This window comes from Komagataeibacter oboediens (assembly GCF_003207815.1).
Classification (GTDB): Bacteria; Pseudomonadota; Alphaproteobacteria; order Acetobacterales; family Acetobacteraceae; genus Komagataeibacter; species Komagataeibacter oboediens.
In genome coordinates, this window is sequence record NZ_NKTX01000041.1 from 1 (window position 1) to 19,028 (window position 19,028).

Annotated in this window: 21 protein-coding genes; 8 read left to right on the forward strand and 13 right to left on the reverse strand. The window is 59.7% G+C overall.

Annotated features, from left to right (window positions below):
• Positions 1-106: 106 nt before the first annotated feature.
• The 7 genes from CFR80_RS12880 to CFR80_RS12910 all read left to right on the forward strand — a co-directional run bounded on the left by CFR80_RS12880 (position 107) and on the right by CFR80_RS12910 (position 5,958).
• A complete protein-coding gene (locus CFR80_RS12880) occupies positions 107-910 on the forward strand; it encodes a cytochrome c peroxidase (RefSeq protein ID WP_258367797.1) in 804 nt (267 codons plus the stop codon).
• Positions 911-957: 47 nt separating this feature from the next.
• Entirely contained in the window at positions 958-1,389 is a 432-nt protein-coding gene (locus CFR80_RS12885; RefSeq protein WP_258367795.1) for an aminotransferase class III-fold pyridoxal phosphate-dependent enzyme, read from the forward strand.
• A 60-nt stretch (positions 1,390-1,449) separates the two neighbouring features.
• Positions 1,450-2,579, forward strand: a protein-coding gene (locus CFR80_RS12890) for an IS3 family transposase (protein ID WP_110507497.1) whose coding sequence is annotated in 2 segments (ribosomal slippage) — positions 1,450-1,702 and positions 1,702-2,579 — 1,131 coding nt in all. Because the reading frame shifts where the segments join, the coding sequence is not laid out codon by codon here.
• A gap of 22 nt (positions 2,580-2,601) precedes the next feature.
• Positions 2,602-3,492, forward strand: a complete 891-nt coding sequence (locus tag CFR80_RS12895; protein WP_258367796.1) for an aminotransferase class III-fold pyridoxal phosphate-dependent enzyme — start codon at positions 2,602-2,604, stop codon at positions 3,490-3,492.
• Between the two features lie 99 nt (positions 3,493-3,591).
• A complete protein-coding gene (copC, locus tag CFR80_RS12900) occupies positions 3,592-3,969 on the forward strand; it encodes a copper homeostasis periplasmic binding protein CopC (RefSeq protein WP_143221965.1) in 378 nt (125 codons plus the stop codon).
• Positions 3,966-4,856, forward strand: a complete 891-nt coding sequence (locus CFR80_RS12905) for a CopD family protein (RefSeq protein ID WP_110507498.1) — start codon at positions 3,966-3,968, stop codon at positions 4,854-4,856. Before copC ends, CFR80_RS12905 begins: the two co-directional genes overlap by 4 nt.
• A gap of 181 nt (positions 4,857-5,037) precedes the next feature.
• Positions 5,038-5,958, forward strand: a complete 921-nt coding sequence (locus CFR80_RS12910; protein WP_110507499.1) for a LysR family transcriptional regulator — start codon at positions 5,038-5,040, stop codon at positions 5,956-5,958.
• 1 nt (position 5,959) lies between these two features.
• On the opposite strand, the gene CFR80_RS12915 is transcribed toward CFR80_RS12910, so the two are convergent.
• The 12 genes from CFR80_RS12915 to CFR80_RS12970 all read right to left on the reverse strand — a co-directional run bounded on the left by CFR80_RS12915 (position 5,960) and on the right by CFR80_RS12970 (position 17,979).
• Positions 5,960-6,199, reverse strand: coding sequence for a DUF2274 domain-containing protein (locus tag CFR80_RS12915; protein WP_110507501.1), 240 nt, complete (start codon positions 6,197-6,199; stop codon positions 5,960-5,962).
• On the reverse strand, positions 6,196-7,389 hold the full coding sequence (locus CFR80_RS12920) for a TrbI/VirB10 family protein (protein WP_110507503.1): 1,194 nt from the start codon (positions 7,387-7,389) through the stop codon (positions 6,196-6,198). The genes CFR80_RS12915 and CFR80_RS12920 overlap by 4 nt, the downstream gene beginning before the upstream one ends.
• Positions 7,386-8,387: a P-type conjugative transfer protein TrbG gene (trbG, locus tag CFR80_RS12925; RefSeq protein ID WP_110507504.1), complete on the reverse strand. Its 1,002-nt coding sequence runs from the start codon at positions 8,385-8,387 to the stop codon at positions 7,386-7,388. Before trbG ends, CFR80_RS12920 begins: the two co-directional genes overlap by 4 nt.
• Positions 8,384-9,067: a conjugal transfer protein TrbF gene (gene trbF / locus CFR80_RS12930; protein WP_110507510.1), complete on the reverse strand. Its 684-nt coding sequence runs from the start codon at positions 9,065-9,067 to the stop codon at positions 8,384-8,386. Before trbF ends, trbG begins: the two co-directional genes overlap by 4 nt.
• Positions 9,067-10,494 (reverse strand): P-type conjugative transfer protein TrbL, encoded by a 1,428-nt coding sequence (gene trbL, locus CFR80_RS12935; RefSeq protein ID WP_110507505.1) that lies wholly within the window; start codon positions 10,492-10,494, stop codon positions 9,067-9,069. The genes trbF and trbL overlap by 1 nt, the downstream gene beginning before the upstream one ends.
• A 5-nt stretch (positions 10,495-10,499) precedes the next feature.
• Positions 10,500-11,282, reverse strand: coding sequence for a P-type conjugative transfer protein TrbJ (gene trbJ, locus CFR80_RS12940; RefSeq protein ID WP_110507506.1), 783 nt, complete (start codon positions 11,280-11,282; stop codon positions 10,500-10,502).
• Positions 11,279-13,720, reverse strand: a complete 2,442-nt coding sequence (gene trbE, locus CFR80_RS12945) for a conjugal transfer protein TrbE (protein WP_110507507.1) — start codon at positions 13,718-13,720, stop codon at positions 11,279-11,281. Before trbE ends, trbJ begins: the two co-directional genes overlap by 4 nt.
• Before the next feature lie 13 nt (positions 13,721-13,733).
• Positions 13,734-14,009 (reverse strand): VirB3 family type IV secretion system protein, encoded by a 276-nt coding sequence (locus CFR80_RS12950; protein WP_110507508.1) that lies wholly within the window; start codon positions 14,007-14,009, stop codon positions 13,734-13,736.
• Positions 14,009-14,377, reverse strand: coding sequence for a TrbC/VirB2 family protein (locus CFR80_RS12955; RefSeq protein ID WP_181418224.1), 369 nt, complete (start codon positions 14,375-14,377; stop codon positions 14,009-14,011). The genes CFR80_RS12950 and CFR80_RS12955 overlap by 1 nt, the downstream gene beginning before the upstream one ends.
• The gene (gene trbB, locus CFR80_RS12960) at positions 14,374-15,330 is read right to left on the reverse strand and encodes a P-type conjugative transfer ATPase TrbB (protein WP_373636477.1); all 957 of its coding nucleotides are present in this window, start codon (positions 15,328-15,330) and stop codon (positions 14,374-14,376) included. Before trbB ends, CFR80_RS12955 begins: the two co-directional genes overlap by 4 nt.
• 194 nt (positions 15,331-15,524) lie before the next feature.
• Positions 15,525-15,971 (reverse strand): CopG family transcriptional regulator, encoded by a 447-nt coding sequence (locus tag CFR80_RS12965; protein ID WP_110507509.1) that lies wholly within the window; start codon positions 15,969-15,971, stop codon positions 15,525-15,527.
• A gap of 7 nt (positions 15,972-15,978) precedes the next feature.
• Complete coding sequence (locus tag CFR80_RS12970; RefSeq protein ID WP_373636478.1) at positions 15,979-17,979, reverse strand: conjugal transfer protein TraG; 2,001 nt, start codon at positions 17,977-17,979, stop codon at positions 15,979-15,981.
• 281 nt (positions 17,980-18,260) lie between these two features.
• On the opposite strand from CFR80_RS12970, the gene CFR80_RS12975 reads away from it, so the two are divergent.
• Positions 18,261-18,515 (forward strand): type II toxin-antitoxin system Phd/YefM family antitoxin, encoded by a 255-nt coding sequence (locus CFR80_RS12975; RefSeq protein ID WP_035352064.1) that lies wholly within the window; start codon positions 18,261-18,263, stop codon positions 18,513-18,515.
• Positions 18,516-18,647: 132 nt separating this feature from the next.
• On the opposite strand, the gene CFR80_RS12980 is transcribed toward CFR80_RS12975, so the two are convergent.
• Positions 18,648-19,028 (reverse strand): ATP-binding protein (locus tag CFR80_RS12980; RefSeq protein WP_181418177.1); only part of this gene is annotated, 381 nt, incomplete at its 5' end.

Consider the following 19,028-nt stretch of genomic DNA (forward strand, 5'->3'; position numbering starts at 1 on the left):
TCGCAGGTAGTACCGCGTCCCTATCTCTTAAATCGCTCATGCTTCATAGCTGAACAAGACCAGAAGTATTCAGCAAGGCGTCAGTCGCCGGGAGCTTACCACCACGCTGGAAAAGCAGATGCTGATCCCGATGTTCAGCGACCAACCGGTCGAGCTGGGCATGGGCGGCCAGGAAAAGGCGCTGTTCGCCCGGCTTTCGGATGATCCCTGCTATGCGCGCCTGTTCCGCGTCGCCTTCCCCGAGGCGAAGGGCGCGATCACACTCTCCACGGTCACGAAGGCGATTGCATCCTTCGAGCGCACGCTGCTGTCCTTCGACAGTCCCTACGATCATTCGCTGCATGGCGACAAGACGGCGCTGTCCCCGGCCGCGCAACGGGGCGAGGCGCTCTTCTTCGGCGAGAAGCTCGAATGTTCGCATTGCCATAACGGCCTGAATCTGACCGACAATATCCGCGCGGCTAACATGCCCTTTCCAGAAACAGGCTTTCACAATACCGGCTTGTATAACGAGGACGGCAAGGGGGCCTATCCTGCCAGTGATCACGGGCTGCGGACAGTGACAGGCAATGCCGAGGACGAGGGGAAATTCCGCACGGAAAGCCTGCGCAACGTCGCTCTGACGGGTCCCTATATGCATGATGGCTCCATCGCCACGCTGCACGACGTGCTGGCAGCACATTACTCGAAGGGAGGTCGGTCGGCGACAGGGCCACACGGAGAGAACCCGTTGCGCGACCAGTTCATCGAGCCGTTCGATATCAGCGAGGCGGAGATCGCGGACGTGATCGCCTTCCTGAACTCCCTGACGGATCAGAGCTTCCTCACCAACCCGGCGTTCTCAGATCCGGGAAAGACCTGCCCTTTGGCTCTGCCCTCAGCCTCTCCCTCTGGTAAAGGCGCACAATGATGACTTCGCGACTGGTGTACGGCTTATCGCATCTTAGCAACTCCGCCATGTCATCAGGCGTCGATATGGTATCTGGATCTGGTGTCTTCGTCTTCGATTCTTCGGGTAAGGACTATATCGACGCGGTGTCGGCACTGTTTTGCGCCACGCTCGGCTTTCATAATGAACGCCTGATCGAAGCCGCCACACGCCAGATGCGAGAGCTCCCAGTCTATCCCACCGCGCTAAACCGGACGGTCCCTGTCGTCCACGCGCTTGCGGACGCGCTCAGCGCGGCAGCGCCGATACCGGACGCTCACGTTCTTTTCGCCACAACCGGATCGGAAGCAATCGAAACTCTCATTAAAACGACTTGGTATATCAATAAACAACGAAATCCAAAACGGCATAAAATAATCACGCGTCGGGGGAGCTACCATGGATCGACGATATTTGCCACGAGACTTGGCGGGATCGAAAGCATTATCAATTCATTCTGACGTGCCCCCCGGAAATGTCACCATTTTAAAGTAGAGTCCGATCGAGAAGGATACGGACGAATGAAACGCAGTCGTTTTACGGAAGAGCAGATCATAGGGGTGCTGAAAGAACAGGAGGCTGGGCTCAAGGTCTCTGATCTTTGCCGCAAACACGGGATCAGTGATGCGACGTTTTACAAATGGAAGACCCGCTATGGTGGCCTTGAGGTATCTGAGGCCAAACGGCTGAAGGCATTGGAAGATGAAAACAGTCGTCTGAAGCGTCTCCTGGCGGATGCGATGCTGGATAATGCGGCGTTGAAGGAAATTGTTGGAAAAAAGTGGTGACGCCTGTCGCAAAGCGGCAGGCGGTCCTACACCTTCAAAAGGCTCTGGCACTGAGTGAGCGTCGCGCCTGTGCCCTTGTTGGTCTTGCCAGGCGTGTTGCGCGGTATATTTCCACCCGGGCAGATGATGCCGCCCTGCGCCAGCGCCTGCGGGATCTGGCGAGCCAGAGACGCCGCTTTGGCTATCGCCGCCTGGGTTATCTTCTGGCGCGGGAAGGGTTTAGCCCCAATCACAAGAAGCTGTTCCGCCTTTACAAGGAGGAAGGGCTGAAAGTCCGCCATCGGGGTGGCCGCAAGAGGGCGCTGGGGACGCGTTCTCCCATGACCATCCCTCAGGAACCCGGGCAGCGCTGGAGCCTGGATTTTGTCTCGGATGCCCTGATCTGTGGCCGCCGGTTCCGCATTCTAGCTGTTATCGACGATTTCAGTCGCAAGAACCTGGCATTGGTTGCCGACACGTCATTATCAGGTGGACGGGTGGCGCGGGAACTGACGGCTCTGGTAGAACGATATGGCAAACCCCTCATGATTGTCAGCGACAACGGTACGGAGTTCACATCCCATGCCATCCTGAAATGGGCAGATGAGATGAAGGTTGAATGGCACTATATCGCCCCCGGGAAACCGCAGCAGAACGGCTTTGTCGAAAGTTTCAACGGCCGGCTGAGGGATGAATGCCTCAACGAAACGCTGTTCACCTCCCTCAGCCATGCCCGACAGGTTCTGGCTGACTGGCGGGAAGACTACAACACGGTGCGTCCCCATTCCCAATTGGATGGCAGGACACCGGATCAGGTCGCCAGACAAGTGTCTCGGGGGGCATGCCCCCGAGACACTTGTCATCCCACCAACCCCAAGCCATAAAAAACGGGAACTCTCCTTTTGAGTGGATACAAAAAGGGGGGCACGTCAATTCGATCTGACGGGTGACGATATTCTGTATGCTGCGCAACCCCGCTGGCCACGTGACGCGTTGGCTGGAGAAACAGAAGAAGATTATGCGCACCGACTGGCTCGGGAACTGGCAGAACTGATAGATCAGACGGGCGCTGAAAATATCGCGGCATTTCTCTGCGAGCCAGTCTCGATTGCTGGCGGCATGTACCCAGCGCCGGAAGGATATTTTGAAGCAATCCGCAACGTCTTGTCGATGCGCGATATTCCTCTTTATTTCGATGAAATCGTGACGGGCTTCGGTCGAACCGGAAAGATGTGGGGAAGCCAGACCGTCAACCAGACGCCCGACTGCCTCGTCGCATCGAAGGGGCTTTCAGCGGCCTATCAACCGATTTCGGCGGTCGTCATGAATGATGATTTTCACTCCGCATTGGTGGACTGCTCGATTATGCACCATGGGTTTCATCATGGCGGCACATATCACGCACATCCTGTTGCCGCTGCCGTCGCCCTTGAAACGCTAAAAATCTACGAGGATGAAAGAATAGTAGATCATGTGCGGGATATTTCGGAACATTGGATAAAGATGATTTCGAAACTTGCGGCACACGAACTGGTCCGATCCACACGGACAATCGGATTATTAAGCGCGATTGAAGTCGGATTCCATAGCTACAGGGAGCTTGATTTCCGAAATGATGAGAAGAGAGACATAAAACGGTCAGTTGTGAAAGCGTGTATGGAACACGGCGTCCTGATAAGAATCTCATACGACAGCATAATTTTAGCACCTCCTCTCATTATTTCTAAAAAAGACATTGATGAGCTTGAGCAACGCATGACAAAAGCTTTCAATACTGTTCTGTTTTCAACAGCATAGCTGCCTCGAAAGCATCCCTTTCTTTGGTCAATAAGAGACTTTCTTCTCTGAAAATATTTGTCTTTCTGCTGTAATTCACACCAAGCAAGGAAAGTAAACATGACTTCTATCCGTAAAATCGTTGCCTCTATGTGTCTCGCAGGGAACTTCGTTCTGCAGATGGCGGACCCTGCCTATGCACATGCCCACCTGAACGCCGAAATACCCGCTGCGGATAGCACGGGAACGGCACCGCAGAGCCTGACGCTAGGCTTTACTGAAGCAGTAGTTGTCAAGCTCACGGGCGTCGTTGTCACTGGCCCCAAGGGTAATGTTATAGAAACAGGAAACGTTGCCCTGTCGGATGACGGCAAGACTCTGACGATCCCGCTCAAAATTGACCTCGTGCCTGGACGATATTCCGTAACCTGGCACGCCCTTGCCGTCGATGGACACAAGACTCATGGCGTCTACGGGTTCACAGTTACTAACCGATGACACCGGATGCTTTCCTGATCCTATGTCGCGCCGCACGAGACAGCCTGGCGCTCTTTCTTACAGGTAGCCTGCTTTTTGCAGGGTGGCTGGCTCCGCGCGAACTCGGAAACGCACTCTCTGCCCGCCTGGGAAAGTTTTGGGCATGGGGGAGCGTTTTTACGACGGTAATAGTCGTTGCAACACTGCCTGCCGAAGTCTCCGAGGTCGGAGATGGATGGCAGGATGCCTTCTCGCCGACTTTAAGCAAAGCCGTGCTTGTTGACACCACCATTGGACAGGCATGGATCATTCAGGCCGTAGCTGGCGTCTGTCTTATACTTCTAACTTGGCGTAAATGCGGCGCGGTCCTGTCGGTCATACCCGCATGCGTGCTTCTGACGGCGACAGCCTTGACAGGTCACGTGCGCATGATCGGTGTGGGCGCGATGTTCTTCCAGGCCGTGCATTTGCTTGCAGGCGGTTTCTGGTGCGGGGGCCTCATCCCCGTTGCCATGCTTGTCAGTGATACACGAAAAAAGAAGTGGGATTGCTCCATGCAAGTGGCGTTAGCACGGTACTCGGCTGCGGGGCATATCGCGGTGCTTCTGGTCCTGCTTACCGGCTCTGGACTCGGCCTGAATATCCTGGGGGGATGGCCGAAGCATGTCACTGTCTATTCTACACTACTCATTCTCAAGCTGGGATTAACGAGCGGTATGATCTGTATCGCCTGCGTCAACCGCTATGTTTACGTGAAAAATCTACGCCACAAAAGAAACATTACGGTTAGCCTTAAATATCTTCAACGCGGAACAATAGCCGAAATTGCACTTTCTATTGCTGTTATTGCAATTGTTGCCGTTGCTGGGCGAATGGACCCGACAACCTTATCTTTGCCTACAAACTAGAGTTATGCCTGCATATCTATAGATGTTAATAAATATAAATATGAATTAATTATGGTATATAAGATATGCATATCAATATTGCATTATATTTGTTAGGTATAAATAAATTATGTTGTTGCTCGTTACAACACTCACACTGCAAACTATCTAATTTTAGTTTGTATGAGAGGAAAGAAATGGAATGGTAAGATACCCTCCTCTTGAACTACGGGAACTGCAATGCGTATGCGCAATTGCTCTTCAAGGAAGCATCCATGGCGCGGCACGCGCTCTAAATTCCAAACAGTCCGCAGTCAGTCGTTCACTTCGGCTACTTGAGGAGCGCGTCGGAATTCAGCTTTTCCGCAGGACATCATCTGGCACAACACCTACGCCAGTCGGCGAAGCATTCCTCCGACAAGCTGAGGCTCTGTTGCATGACACAAATGCTCTTTATGAATATACTCGGAGATGCGCCTTTGGCGAAAGCGGTATCGTATCAATAGGAATACAAAGTAATGTACCGCCAGGACGGGTGTCGGCCTTCATCGAACCTTATAGAATTCTTTATCCCGGCATTTCGTTTATATATCGTGACGTATCCAAGAGAGATGTAATTTCGGCTCTTTTCGACGGTATCGTTGATTTAGTAATTATAGTTCTTCCGCTGAACGAATCTTGCGCAGCTACCTTACCACTGTGGAGCGATCGAATTGTCGTTGTCACACCGACAAACCATCCTCTTGCCTCATCTGTCACGACATGTTGGAGCGATTTACGGGAAGAAACTTTTGTCTTCGGCAACGATGATACAGGAGAGGACATGTCTACACTGTTAAAACGCAAAGCGAGCATTGCTGGCTTTCTGCCAACAGTGTGTAGGGAAGAAATCATAAGTCTGCGGACGATCGCTCTCGTCATTAACGGACATGGTATTACGCTCATGCCGGCTGGCTGGCTCGCATTTTTTCCAGATACGATCCTTGCGCAGGTAACTGTGCTAGAAGTGCGCGACGGCGACGGTTTTTCACATCTTGATTACGGCATTGAATGGCGCGATAGAAATTTGTCGACCGTCGCACATAAAATACTTGTTTTCTTGGGAAAGCAGAATCTCGAATAGACTAAGTTTCTCTGCTTACTATCTGCTTAGCTCGCGCACGCCTAAGCTTCGCGAAAGCTCGATCAGATGCAATGAATCCACGGATCATGTGCGGGACGAGACGGACCGGATCCACGGGCTGACCATTCTGGCTGACCAGCGCTGCGTAAGCCACCAGATCACGATGAAGGTCCGCCGGTAAGTCCACGGTCATGCGGACCGGCTTTTCATCCGGAATTTCAGTGATGCGCAGGGTTGTCATGGTGCTGTTTCCTTTGCGTGGCGAGGTTGCAGGACAAGGTCGCGGTTGAGGACGAGGGTGAAGGGCAGCCCCGGCCGGTCGGTTAGTGTCGGCTGGATGTTGAGGCTGCGATCAACCAGCCTGTTGCCAACCATGGAAAAGCCGTTGCTGGCGCCGGAGCGGATCGCCTGGGCGAGATTGTTTTCGCTCTGGCTGGTCCCCGCCTCGGAGCCGACGCTGAGGAGCGTGGTCACCAGGGCTGCCTTGAAAAGCTGGCCCCAATGGTTGTTCACCTCGTCGGACAGGCCAGACTGGCCGATGGCGTCACCACCGGGCAGCTTTTCCAGCACCAGACTTTCGCCGTCGGGGAAGATCAGCCGCGTCCAGATGATCTGGGTGCGCTGCTGCCCGAAGGAAATCCCACTGTTATAAGCCCCGAACAGGGTGCTGCCCTGCGGGATCAGCAGATAACGTCCGGTCGGGCTGTCATAGACGTTCTGGGTGACGTGCCCCACGATCTGGCCTGGCAGGTCGGAGCTGATTTTCGTATTCAGCGCGCCAGCGATCACCGTGCCCGCCTGGAGGATATAGGGTGAGGCAAGCGGTGCGATGCGATCGGGACTAGTCGTCGCGCGGTCGGGCTGCCCCGCCAGAAAGGCACGGTTTCCAGACTGTGCGTCGGTCGTAGGGGCTGCTGCCCCCTGAGAGGCAGGAGCGCCCGGCGCGGGCGAGGTCACCTGGTCGGTACCCCGGTCGCGCTCCCCTGTCTGCACGAACAATTTGCTCGCGATTGCAGCCTCCACCTCCTGCGCGGCCCTGCGGTCCTCCCCACCGGATGCGACTTTTCCCTGCTCCTGTGCTTTCAGAATGGTGTGCCCGAGATCACCGGGCAGCGCAGGACCGAGCTTTGGCACGCCGTTGCCGACATAATCGGACGGCAGCCCCGCCAGTCCATCGGCGAACGGGCGCACATCCGTGTCCTGACTGGCGGTCGGTGGCGCTTTGTAGCTGCTGTTCTCCAGCGCGTAGCCAAGAGCAAAGGCCACCGCAATCATGCCCGCGCCACCGAGCGACCAGACCACGGTGCGACTGAGGCGGACCACACGTGGCCGTTCCGCCCGCAGGCGCAGATCGGGCGGCGGTGATGCGGAATTTCCCCCTGTGGCGGGGGCCGCAGGATTTTCTTCCACTGTCGGCGCTTGCCCGGTCATGTCCGCCGCCCATCGGTGCGGACGATGCGCACGCGCTGCTCGGAATGTTTGTCACCCAGGCGTAATTCGGCGGCGGCAAACAGCCGGTCGACGATCATCCAGTTCTGCCGGACACGGTAATTGACCAGTTCCGGGCCGCCGTCGGCCCCCAGCACGAAGAGCGGCGGCAGTTCCCCCTGCCCGATCCCGGCCGGGAAAGCGATATAAACTTTGTGGCCGTCATCGAAGGCGCGGCTGGGTAGCCAGGGCGGTGTGGTGCCTTTCACCGGCTGGATGGCGTAACGGAAATTCAGAGTATCGAGATTCAGCCCCGCGTCCACTGGGGTAGAGTCATCGGCCGCGTCGTCCTGCCGATGCAGGGCGATCAGATCGTCCTCGGGATAGTTCCACGAGACCGACGCCATGTACGTGGCGGGTGTTGACCTCAATTCGGCAAGATAGGTCCGCCGGTCGGTGTTGACGATCAGGTTGGTGGTCAGGTCTGGCCGGGTCGGCTTGACCAGAATATGGATGCGTTTTGTCGCCCCTGTTCCGCTTTCGGTATCGCCGATAATCCAGCGTACGGTATCTCCTGCCGCCACGGGTCCGGTACCGACCAGCTTTTCACCCTGCTGGAGCATGATGTCGGTGATTTCACCCGGCGAGGCATAGACCTGATAGAGGGCACCCGGACTATAGGGATAGACCTGCACCGCATTGATGAAGCCCGCATGCGTGGGTTGAATTCGGGCCGCCAGATTGGCCTGTGTCACACGCGCTGTGGGGTCGGCGACTTCGGGAGCCGTATGGACCGCGCGTCGTGAGGACAGCGGCTTGAGCTGTCCCGGTAGCGGGAGAGGCTGCGGCACCTCCACCACCTGCACGGGCTTCGGCGGATCGGGTAGGCGCGTGGCCTGAACAGCATCATCGTAGCGGATGACCGGCGGACGGTAATGCTGCGCACATCCGGCCAGAGGCAGAATCAACAGCGGCAGGACACGAAGAGCGCGACGGATCATTGGCCCAGCTCCTTCGACCAGTTGATGGCGGAGACAAAAACACCAAGGGGATTTTTCCGCAGGTGATCGGCATCACGCGGCGGCCTGAGCCTGACCGAGACAATCGCGGTCCAGCGCTCGGTGCCAACGAACGCGCCGTCACGGAAATGCCGCTCGACCCAGGCAATCCGGAAACTCGCGGGCGACGCCCGGATGACGGACGACACGTCCAGTTCGACCTGCTCATGCCCGATACGGGCAAAGGGATCGTTCTGACGGGCATAATCGTTGAGCGCCTGAGCACCCGACGTGGTGGTGAAAGCGTAGGCGCGCAGCCAGTCCTGCCGCACCACCACGGCATCGGAGGATAGCCCGCGGACGTCCTCGATGAACCGGGCCAGATACCAGGCGATCTGCGGGTCAGTGGGCACATAGGCGGCTGTTGCGGGCGCCACGACCTGCGCCTCGCCCAGACGGTCCACCTGCACCACCCACGGCGTGATGGTGCCGCGTGCGGACTGCCAGACCAGCCCGGCCCCGAGGCCTGCTGACAGGAACAGGCTTCCAAAGGCCATCAGCCGCCAGTTGCGGGCCTGCACGCGGGCGGAGCCGATCCGTTCGTCCCAGATCTGGGACGCTTTCTGATACGGGGTCACGGGTTCGGGCGTGGTCCCGTAGCGTGTGATCGAGCGACGGAACATCATTCTTTCTCCGAGAGATCAATGGACGCCGAGCCACCGCCGCCATCGGCTGAGCGGATGATATGGGCCGCTTCGGCGGCATGGGTCGCGGCATTGCGGCGCTTCATCTTTTGCGCCCAGCGCGGCGGTTCGCCGGAACCGCCACCATCTCCACCAGACGGACCCTCACCGGTAGGGCCGCCACCCGTGGGGCCACCCCCTTCTCCGGCAGGACCACCCCCACCTGCTGGAAACGGCCCGCTGCCACCGGTTTCGTCACCCTCTCCACCGCCCATCCCGCGCGCGGCCCAGCGTCCACCGGCGGCATAGCTTTCTTTGAGGGATGAACCGGCACGTGAGGCCGCTCCTTTGACGGCATTCGCGACGTTCCCGCCGACGGCCCGGCCCACGCCTCCGATCCCGGCGGCCATGCTACCCGCGCCGCCAGACGCACCTGCGGCTCCGGCCGAATAGGCAGACGTGGCGGCCCCGGCAATCGCGGCCCCACCCCGCGCGGCAGCAGCGGTCGCACCAAGGGCTGCGGCACCGCCAGAGGCGACAGCCCCGACACCGGCCGCCGCAGCAGCACCCATGGCACCAACCGCCATGCCGGTCCCGACGGCTGCACCCGCGCCAAGCTGCGGTGCGCCGGAGATCAGCCCGTTGGCGATGCTGCCGCCAAAAATGGACAGGCCGACAATCGCAAGCGAAGCCAATACCACCGATGTCGCCTGCCCGACCGTGGGAACAGCATCGCCATAAGACGTAGTAAAGTTCTGGAACAATACAGACGCGATAGCGGAGATCACAGCCAGGACCATGATCTTCACACCGGACGATACGACATTGCCCAGCACCTTCTCGGCGAGGAAGGTGGTGCGGTTGAACAGGGCAAACGGGATCAGCACAAACCCTGCCAGCGTCGTCAGCTTGAACTCGATCAACGCCACGAAAAGCTGCACGGCCAGAATGAAGAACGCCGCCAGCACGATCAGCCAGGACAGGCAGAGCACGAAGATCTGGATGAAGTTGGTAAAGAAGGCGACCGGACCAAGGAGATTGTGGACAGAGTCCAGAAGCGGCTGCGCTGCCGTAAATCCGGTCGAGGCCAGTCGGCCGGGCCGCAGGAAATCACCAAGCGCCAGACTGCCACCGCCGACCTTCAGTCCGAGGGCCGCAAAGCTGTCGAAGACGATCTTCGAGAGCGCATCGAAATCGTTGATGACCCAGGCGAAGAAGCCGATATAGAGTGTCTTCTTCACCAGACGCTGGATGATGTCCTCATCCGCCGCCCACGCCCAGAACAGCCCGGCCAGCGCAATATCCAGCACCGACAGAGTACCCGCCAGCGAGATCACATTCCCCTTCACCAGACCGAAACCGGTATCGATCGTGGTGGTAAAGGTGTTCAGGAATGTATCGATAACGCCCACGTCATTGGTCGCCATGGCCGTCAGTTCCCGCTGCTGCCGAACATGGACACCGAAGTCGGGCTATAGGCATTATATTGGGAGAAATGCTGGTACTGAGCCTCGCTCTCTGCTTCGGTGGCCGCCTGCCGCGCCCGCTCCAGATCGGCGGCCCGGCCAGTGGCGGACAGGACCGCGACCACGTCCGAAAGCTGGCGGGACTGTAGCGCCAGAAGCTGGTTGCCGGCCTGCGCTGCCTGCAACGCCCCGGTCGATGTCTGGCTGGCCGAAACCAGTTGCGTCATGGCGCTGTTGTCGGACGGGATATTGCCGACGGCGCGCGCCTGCATTTTGAGCGCGTCCTCGAACCCGCCGACGGAATTCTGCCACCGCGTCTGTGCCTGGCTGAACAGAGCACTGTCGGACATCCCCGACGAAATTGACGTATATGCCTGCTGGTATTGCTGCTCGACCGAAGTCACCGAATAAGCGATGTTCTGCGCCTGCGCGAGCAAGGCTGTCGTCTGGGAAATCGTCGATTGCAGCGTCGACAATGTCGACAAGGGCAACAGGGCAAGATTCTTCGCCTGATTGACCAGCATCTGGGCCTGATTGGCGAGCGACGTGATCTGGTTGTCGATCTGCTGCAATTCCCGCGCCGCGATCAGCACGGTCTGGACATGCGCAGCCCCATCATAGACCGCCCACTGCGCGTGGGCGGGCCGCACCGAACTGACGCCGGCGCCACCAGCCAGGGCCATGACGGATGCCAACAGGTTTGCGCGACGGAAAAGTTTTGTACGGATGCGGAAAAGTTTTTCCATCATGGCACGTTCTCTTCCCTCAGAAGGTCCGCAGCCCACGTGACACCACGCACCTCGAACCAGGCCGGAAGAAATCCGGAACGGCCATGTTCCGCCAGCACTGCATCGATCAGCCGGTGATCGTCCCTGCCGGAGGCCGCGCACAGGGCGAGTGCTACCGGCCCCAGTCCCAGTTCGAACAGGCGGTTGCCCCGTTGCGTCTGGCAGTAATACTCCCGCTTCGACGCCGCGCGCGCGATGATCGCGATCTGGCGGTCGTTGAGGCCGAAATCGCGATAGATGGCCGCGATCTGCGGCTCGATGGCCCGCTCATTGGGCAGGAAGATGCGCGTGAGGCAGCTTTCCACCACCGCCGGCGCAATGCGGGAGTTGGCAATGTCCGACAGGGACTGGGTGGCAAAGATGACGCTGGCGTTCTTCTTGCGCAGCGTTTTCAGCCATTCCCGGATCTGGCCGGCGAAATCTCCGTCATCCAGGACCAGCCAGCCCTCGTCGATGACCAGCAGCGTCGGCCGGCCATCCAGACGGCCCTCAATGCGGTGAAACAGATAGGACAGCACGGAAGAGGCAGCCCCGGAACCGATCAACCCCTCGGTCTCGAACACCACTACATTGGCATCGCCCAGCCGCTCGGCATCGGCATCGAGCAGGCGACCATAAGGGCCACCGAGACAGTATGGGGCCAGAGCCTGTTTCAGGGCGTTGGACTGCAACAATGCCACCAACCCGGACAAGGTCCGCTCATGGGCGGGTGACGACGCCAGGGAATTCAGCGCCGACCAGAGGTGAGACTTCACCTCCGGGGTGCGCGTTACCCCCTCGCCGACAAGGATCTGGCCGAGCCATTCACTGGCCCATTTACGCTCATCCGGATCATCGATCCGCGCCAGAGGCTGGAGCGATACACCGCCACCCTGTTCTCCTGACAGATCAACGTCTGTCAGCCCACCGCCGAGGTCATGCCAATCGCCTCCCATTGCCAGCGTCGCCGCCCGCATGGAACCACCAAAGTCAAAGGCAAAAATCTGCGATCCCGCATAGCGACGGAACTGGAGCGCCATGAGCGCCAGCAGCACGGATTTACCTGCCCCGGTCGGTCCTGCGATCAGCGTATGACCCACATCGCCGACATGCAGGGAAAACCGGAACGGTGTCGCACCCGCCGTTTTGCCGTAGAACAGCGGCGCGGCTCTGAAATGCCCGTCCTGCTCCGGACCAGCCCAGACGGCGGAGAGCGGGATCATATGTGCCAGATTCAGGGTCGAGACCGGAGGCTGACGCACATTGGCGTAGACATGGCCGGGCAGGCTTCCGAGCCAGGCTTCCACAGCGTTGAGGCTTTCAGCCATGCAGGTAAAATCGCGACCCTGAATGATCTTTTCCATGAGGCGAAGTTTTTCCGCCGCGATGCCGGCGCTGCCATCCCACAACGTGACCGTGGCCGTGATATACGCCTGCCCAACATCATCGGCGCCCAGCGACTGCAGCGCCAGATCGGCATCCGCCGCCTTGTTGGCGGCATCGTTATCCATCAGAACGGACGCCTCGTTGGTCATGACCTCGCGCACGATGGCCGCGATCGATTTCCGCTTTGCGAACCACTGCCGACGGATCTTCGTCAGCACCTTCGTGGCATCGGTCTTGTCGAGCAGGATGGCGCGCGTCGACCAGCGATAGGGCATCGCCAGCCGGTTCAGGTCGTCCAGAATTCCAGGAAACGTCCGCGACGGAAAACCGGTGATCGTCAGGGTCTTGAGGAAGGCATCACCGAGTTTTGGCTCCAGGCCGCCCGAAAGCGGCTGGTCCACCAGCAGGGCATCAAGGTGCATCGGAATTTCCGGTACCCGGACGCTCTGGTTCCGCGTCGAAATGGTGCTGTGCAGGTAGGTCAGAGTCTCACCGTCATCGAGCCAGACGGCCTCGGGCATGAAACCATCCAGCAGGGCCAGAAGCCTGTCGCTTCGGTCCACGAACGCATGGAGCATACCGTGCGGATCGGGGCCGTCCCGTTCCCTGCCTTCATAGAGAAAACGCTCTGCGCGACCGGAAGATTCCGCCGGTGGCAGCCAGACCAGGGTGAGAAAATACCGGCTCTCGAAATGCGCGCCCTCATCCTCGAACTGCTCCCGGCGTTCCAGATCGACCATCTGGCTGGCCGCATCGGGGAAATCACTCTCGGGGTAGAGTGTCGCTGGCACGCGCTGAGCCTCGACGAACACGGCCCAGCCGGAACCCAGACGGCGGAGCGCATTGTTCAGCCGCCCGGTGACACCGACCAGTTCGGCAGGTGTGGCGCTGTCCAGATCGGGACCGCGTATCTTTGCCGTGCGCTGGAAGGAACCATCCTTGTTCAGGACGACACCTTTTTCGACCAGCGCGGCCCAGGGCAGGAAGTCGGACAGGAGGGAGTTCCGGTTGCGATATTCGCCAAGGGACATCATGGCCCTGCCCTCCCTATGCCCGGAGCCAGGCGGGATAGCGCAGATGCCGCCGGCCCATCTCCACGAACAGCGGATCACGTTTCGCGCCCCAGACCGCGAGCCCATGGCCGACGATCCAGAAAACGGCCCCAATCAACCACAGCCGCAGGCCCAGCGCGATCGCTGCCGCCAGCGTGCCGTTGGCGATGGCGACGGCACGGGGCGCACCACCCAGCAGGATGGGGTCGGTCAGCGACCGATGCACCGGGACATGAAAGCCCGGCACCGCGTCATCGTCATATCCCGCCATCAGATCAGTGCTCCGCCGGAGAACGAGAAGAACGACAGGAAGAATGAGCTGGCCGCAAAAGCGATGGACAGACCGAAGACGATCTGGATCAGGCGGCGAAACCCTCCCGATGTTTCCCCGAAGGCCAGGGTCAGACCGGTCACGGTAATGATGATCACCGAGATGATCTTGGCCACCGGCCCCTGCACGGATTCCAGGATCTCGTTCAGGGGCGTTTCCCAGGGCATGCTGGATCCCGACGCCCATGCCGATGACGCGAAAACAAGCGACAGCAGCATGGAGGTTCCGAATACACGCTGATCCGGCACATGCCGGTCAGGACGTGCGACAGCGCACACAATGGCGCGCAAACGTGAAGGCGACCTCATGATGACTCTCCATTGGCAGAGCAGGATGTTTCGGAAGAGAAAAAGCTCACCGGACGGATGCGATAGGCGCCCGTCACGGGATTGAGGCCATCGATTTCAGCCAGTTCGGACAGACGACGGGAATTGCCGCGTCCGGACAGGACCGCGATGACGTCGATGGTTTCGGCGATCATGGCGCGTGGCACCGTGACCACCGCCTCCTGGATCAACTGTTCCAGACGATACAGGGCCACCATTACCGATCCGGCATGCAGGGTGCCGATACCGCCCGGATGGCCAGTACCCCATGCCTTGACCAGATCAAGGGCTTCGGCCCCACGCACCTCGCCGATGGGAATACGGTCCGGACGCAGGCGCAGGGCCGAGCGCACCAGTTCGGATAGGGTGACAACATCATCACGGGTACGGAGCGACACAAGATTGGGGGCGCGGCATTGCAGTTCGCGCGTATCCTCGATCAGGACGACGCGATCGCCAGTTTTCGCGACCTCGGCCAGCAGGGCGTTGACCAGAGTGGTCTTGCCGGTGCTGGTTCCCCCAGCGACCAGTATGTTTTTTCGGTCGGATACAGCCCGGCGCAGGACATTCGCCTGGCCCGCTGTCATGGTCCCGGCTTCGACATAATCGTCGAGCGTGAACACAGCGACGGCCGGTTTACGGATCGCGAAGCTCGGGGCCATCACCACGGGTGGCAAAAGCCCCTCGAAACGCTCACCGGTCGGGAGTTCCGCCGACACGCGGGGCGCCCCCTCATGCACCTCCGCGCCGACATGATGCGCGACCAGCCGCACAATGCGCTCGGCATCAGCCGGTATGATCCTGTCCCCGGTATCACTCAGCCCTTCGGACAGGCGGTCGATCCACAGCCTACCATCGGGATTGAGCATCACCTCGACAATGGCAGGATCAGCGAGGTGCCGGGCAATCGCTGGCCCCATCGCCGTGCGCAGCATGGACATGCCGCGTACCGTGGCCCTTTCATGGATGCTGGAAACCGACATGATTTTCCCCGCTACGGGCCGAACGCGATGCGCGGACAGCAACAGGGACAATTAAGAAAGGCAGGAAACCACGCGGTTCAACAGGAATTCATGCGTCGTAGGACGGTAGGGAAACGCAGGGCAAAAATACTTGCAGGGTGCGGAAATTACGAATCCGGTTCATCCTGTATGGCAGGATCGGAAACGTCGTCTGGAATTTCCTGCTGGAGTCTCGGTCCCTGGGCCAGCCTACGACCGAGGGCCGCGACAAAATTATCGTAACGCGCCGCAGCCTGTGCCCGCGCTGCTTTTGCGGCCGGTTCGGGCAGCGGTGGGGTCGTGGTCAGCCAGAAGCGGATGAACAGCGCCAGGGTCTCCACCGTGATGCCAATATCACGCTCCAGCCGCGCAAGGCGCCGGTCCTGCCGGTCGAGGCGCTTCGATGTGGCAGCCTCGCGGCGCTCCTCCCCGTCGGGCGACAGGAAGGAGGCGACAGCGGCCTCGACGATCAGCGACATCGGCTGCGCGCGTCGCGCGGCATAGGCGGAGAGGGTCTTCATCACCTCGGGATCGAGATAGACGGAGATCTGGGCTTTCTTTTTTGCCATCGCCATACTTGCCTCACAGTTCCAACTCGTCGCCACGGTCGAGCGATGCCTGCCGGGCGACACCGCGCATGAGATCGTTCATCCGGTTGTTACGGGGCGCGATGTCGTCGAATTCGTCAGTCGGGTCGGGTGCGAATTCATTTTCCATCGGCTCCTTTTTCTCGACCGTTCCCTCACCTAGTTCTGGCTGGCGACGTCGGGCAGACTGCTTCGGGTCTTCTTCATCGTCGTCCATCACCGCCGCTTCAGTCGCCGCGTCTGACGCAGGCGGTCTGGGCGGAAGAGGGTGCTTGCTCCAGTCATCCGGGCAGCCATCTTTGGGTCGCATGGGCTTCGGCGGCGGCAGAATGCGTTCCTGAAAGCGCACATCCTCGAAATAACGGGCCTTCTTCGCGCGGATCGGGTAGAGGCCGGAGACCATGACGATCTCATCGGACGGGGAAAGCTGCATGATCTCGCCCGCCGTCAGGAGCGGGCGCGCAGTCTCCGACCGCGAGACCATCAGATGCCCCAGCCAGGGTGACAGCCTGTGCCCGGCGTAGTTCTTCATCGCCTTCATCTCGGTGGCGGTGCCGAGCGCATCCGACACACGTTTTGCCGTGCGTTCGTCATTGGTGGCAAAACTCACCCGGACATGGCAGTTGTCGAGGATTGAATTGTTCGGTCCGTAGGCCCGCTCGATCTGATTGAGGGACTGGGCGATCAGGAAGCTCTTGATCCGGTAGCCCGCCATGAAGGCCAGCGCCGATTCAAAGAAATCCAGCCGCCCGAGGGCTGGGAATTCGTCGAGCATCAGCAGGAGCCGCCGGCGCTGTGCCGCGGCGTCGAGATCTTCCGTCAGGCGTCGTCCGATCTGGTTCAGCACCAGACGGATCAGCGGTTTGGTGCGGCTGATATCCGAAGGCGGCACGGTCAGGTAAAGCGTCACCGGGCGGTCCCCACCAACGATATCGGCAATGCGCCATTCGCAGCGGCGTGTCACTTCCGCGACCACCGGATCACGGTACAGGCCAAGGAAGGACATGGCGGTGGACAGCACGCCCGAGCGTTCATTTGGCGATTTGTTCAGCAGCTCCCGCGCGGCCGACGCCACAACAGGATGTGACCCCTTCTCGCCCAGATGGTTTGTCCGCATCATCACCGACAGCGTGGTCGCGATCGGACGCTTCGGGTCCGACAGGAAATTGGCGACACCGGCCAGCGTCTTGTCCGGCTCGGCATAGAGGACATGCAGGATGGCGCCGACCAGCAGGGAGTGTGAGGTCTTCTCCCAGTGATTGCGCTTCTCCAGACTGCCCTCCGGGTCCACCAGAATATCGGCGACGTTCTGGGCGTCCCGGACTTCCCATTCCCCACGCCGGATCTCCAGCAAGGGGTTGTAGGCCGAGGAGGCCGCATTGGTCGGATCAAACAGCACGACGCGACCGAAACGGGCGCGGAATCCCGCCGTCAGTTCCCAGTTTTCCCCCTTGATGTCATGGACGATGGCTGAACCGGACCAGGTCAGAAGGGTCGGGATGACCATGCCCACGCCCTTGCCACTGCGCGTTGGCGCGAAGGTCAGGACGTGCTCCGGCCCGTCATGGCGCAGATAGGTTTTGCGATAACGACCCAGCACCACCCCGTCCGGGTCAAGCAGCCCGGTCTGGGCGATTTCCTCCGGCTCTGCCCAGCGTGCCGATCCGTAGGTCTCGATCTTCCTGGCCTCGCGGGCACGATGAACGGACAGCACCACGGCAGCAGCGAAGGCCAGCACGCCGCCTGAACCTGCGATCCAGGCACCGCGCGCGAAGACGTTCGGAGCATAGGCATCGAAGACATACCACCACCAGAAGAACAGCGGTGGCGCATAGACCGGCCAGCGATGGAACAGCACGAACCAAGGACGCCCCAGTTCAGGCTGAAAGGCCAGTTCCCATGCCGTCCACTGGGTCGCCGCCCACCAGGACAGGACAATCAGGGACAGGACCAGCGCGATCTGGCCCCAGAGAATTTTTGTGCCGGACATTTTCATCCCTCCTTGCGCAAGGACAGGTCGGGCAGCCATTTTCCGATCCGCAAGGACTTTTCCCGCGTCGTCGCATCCCGGCGAACGGCAGGGAAAAAATACTTGCCCGGTGCGGGTCGGGCCTTCGTCATGCTGGACGAAGATCGCGGGAGTCGAACGATACCGGGCGGTTCTGGCGGGATGGAATCTTCGGCCAACGATGACCCGAACCCGGATCGGACATGGATTTTCTGGCAATGCCTCCCAATATGTAGTAATGTTCCTACATTACAGTCGGGAGGCCGGACATGAGCATCACCACGCTTTCAAGCCGCGAGTTCAACCAGGACACCAGCCGGGCCAAGAAGGCGGCGGCCGAGGGGCCGGTGTTCATCACCGACAGGGGGCGCACGGCCCATGTCCTGCTCAGCATTGAGGAATACCGCCGTCTGACGCACCATCCGCGCAAGATTGCGGACGCCCTGGCAATGCCGGACGCGGCGGACATCGCATTCGATCCGCCTCGCGCCAATATCACGCTCCGCCCGGCCGATTTTTCCTGATGTGTCAATCGGCACTCAAAAATAACCCCTGATCGGCATGCAATATTAACCCCCTGTTGAAGGCCCGGCCTGTCTCCTGAAGCCGTAGGCGTAAGGAGACAGGCCGGGGCAGGTATGGATCTGGAGAGAGGTTCAGTTACGGTTCCTGAACCGCCAGCTTTCGTTCCCTGTCTCGATGATGTCGCAGTGATGGGTCAGACGGTCGAGCAGTGCCGTGGTCATCTTGGCGTCGGCGAATACACTGGCCCATTCACCGAAGGACAGGTTCGTGGTGACAATGACCGAGGTCTGTTCATAAAGGCGGCTGATCATATGGAACAGCAACTGTCCGCCAGACTGGGCAAAGGGCAGGTATCCCAGTTCGTCGAGGATGACAAAGTCCAGTCGGCCGAGTTGTTCGGCCAGCCGACCCGCCCTTGCCGCCCGACTGTCAGCCTCAAGCTGGTTGACCAGGTCCACCACGTTGAAGAACCGGCCACGCCGACCTGTGCGGATGCAGCTCCGGCCAATGGC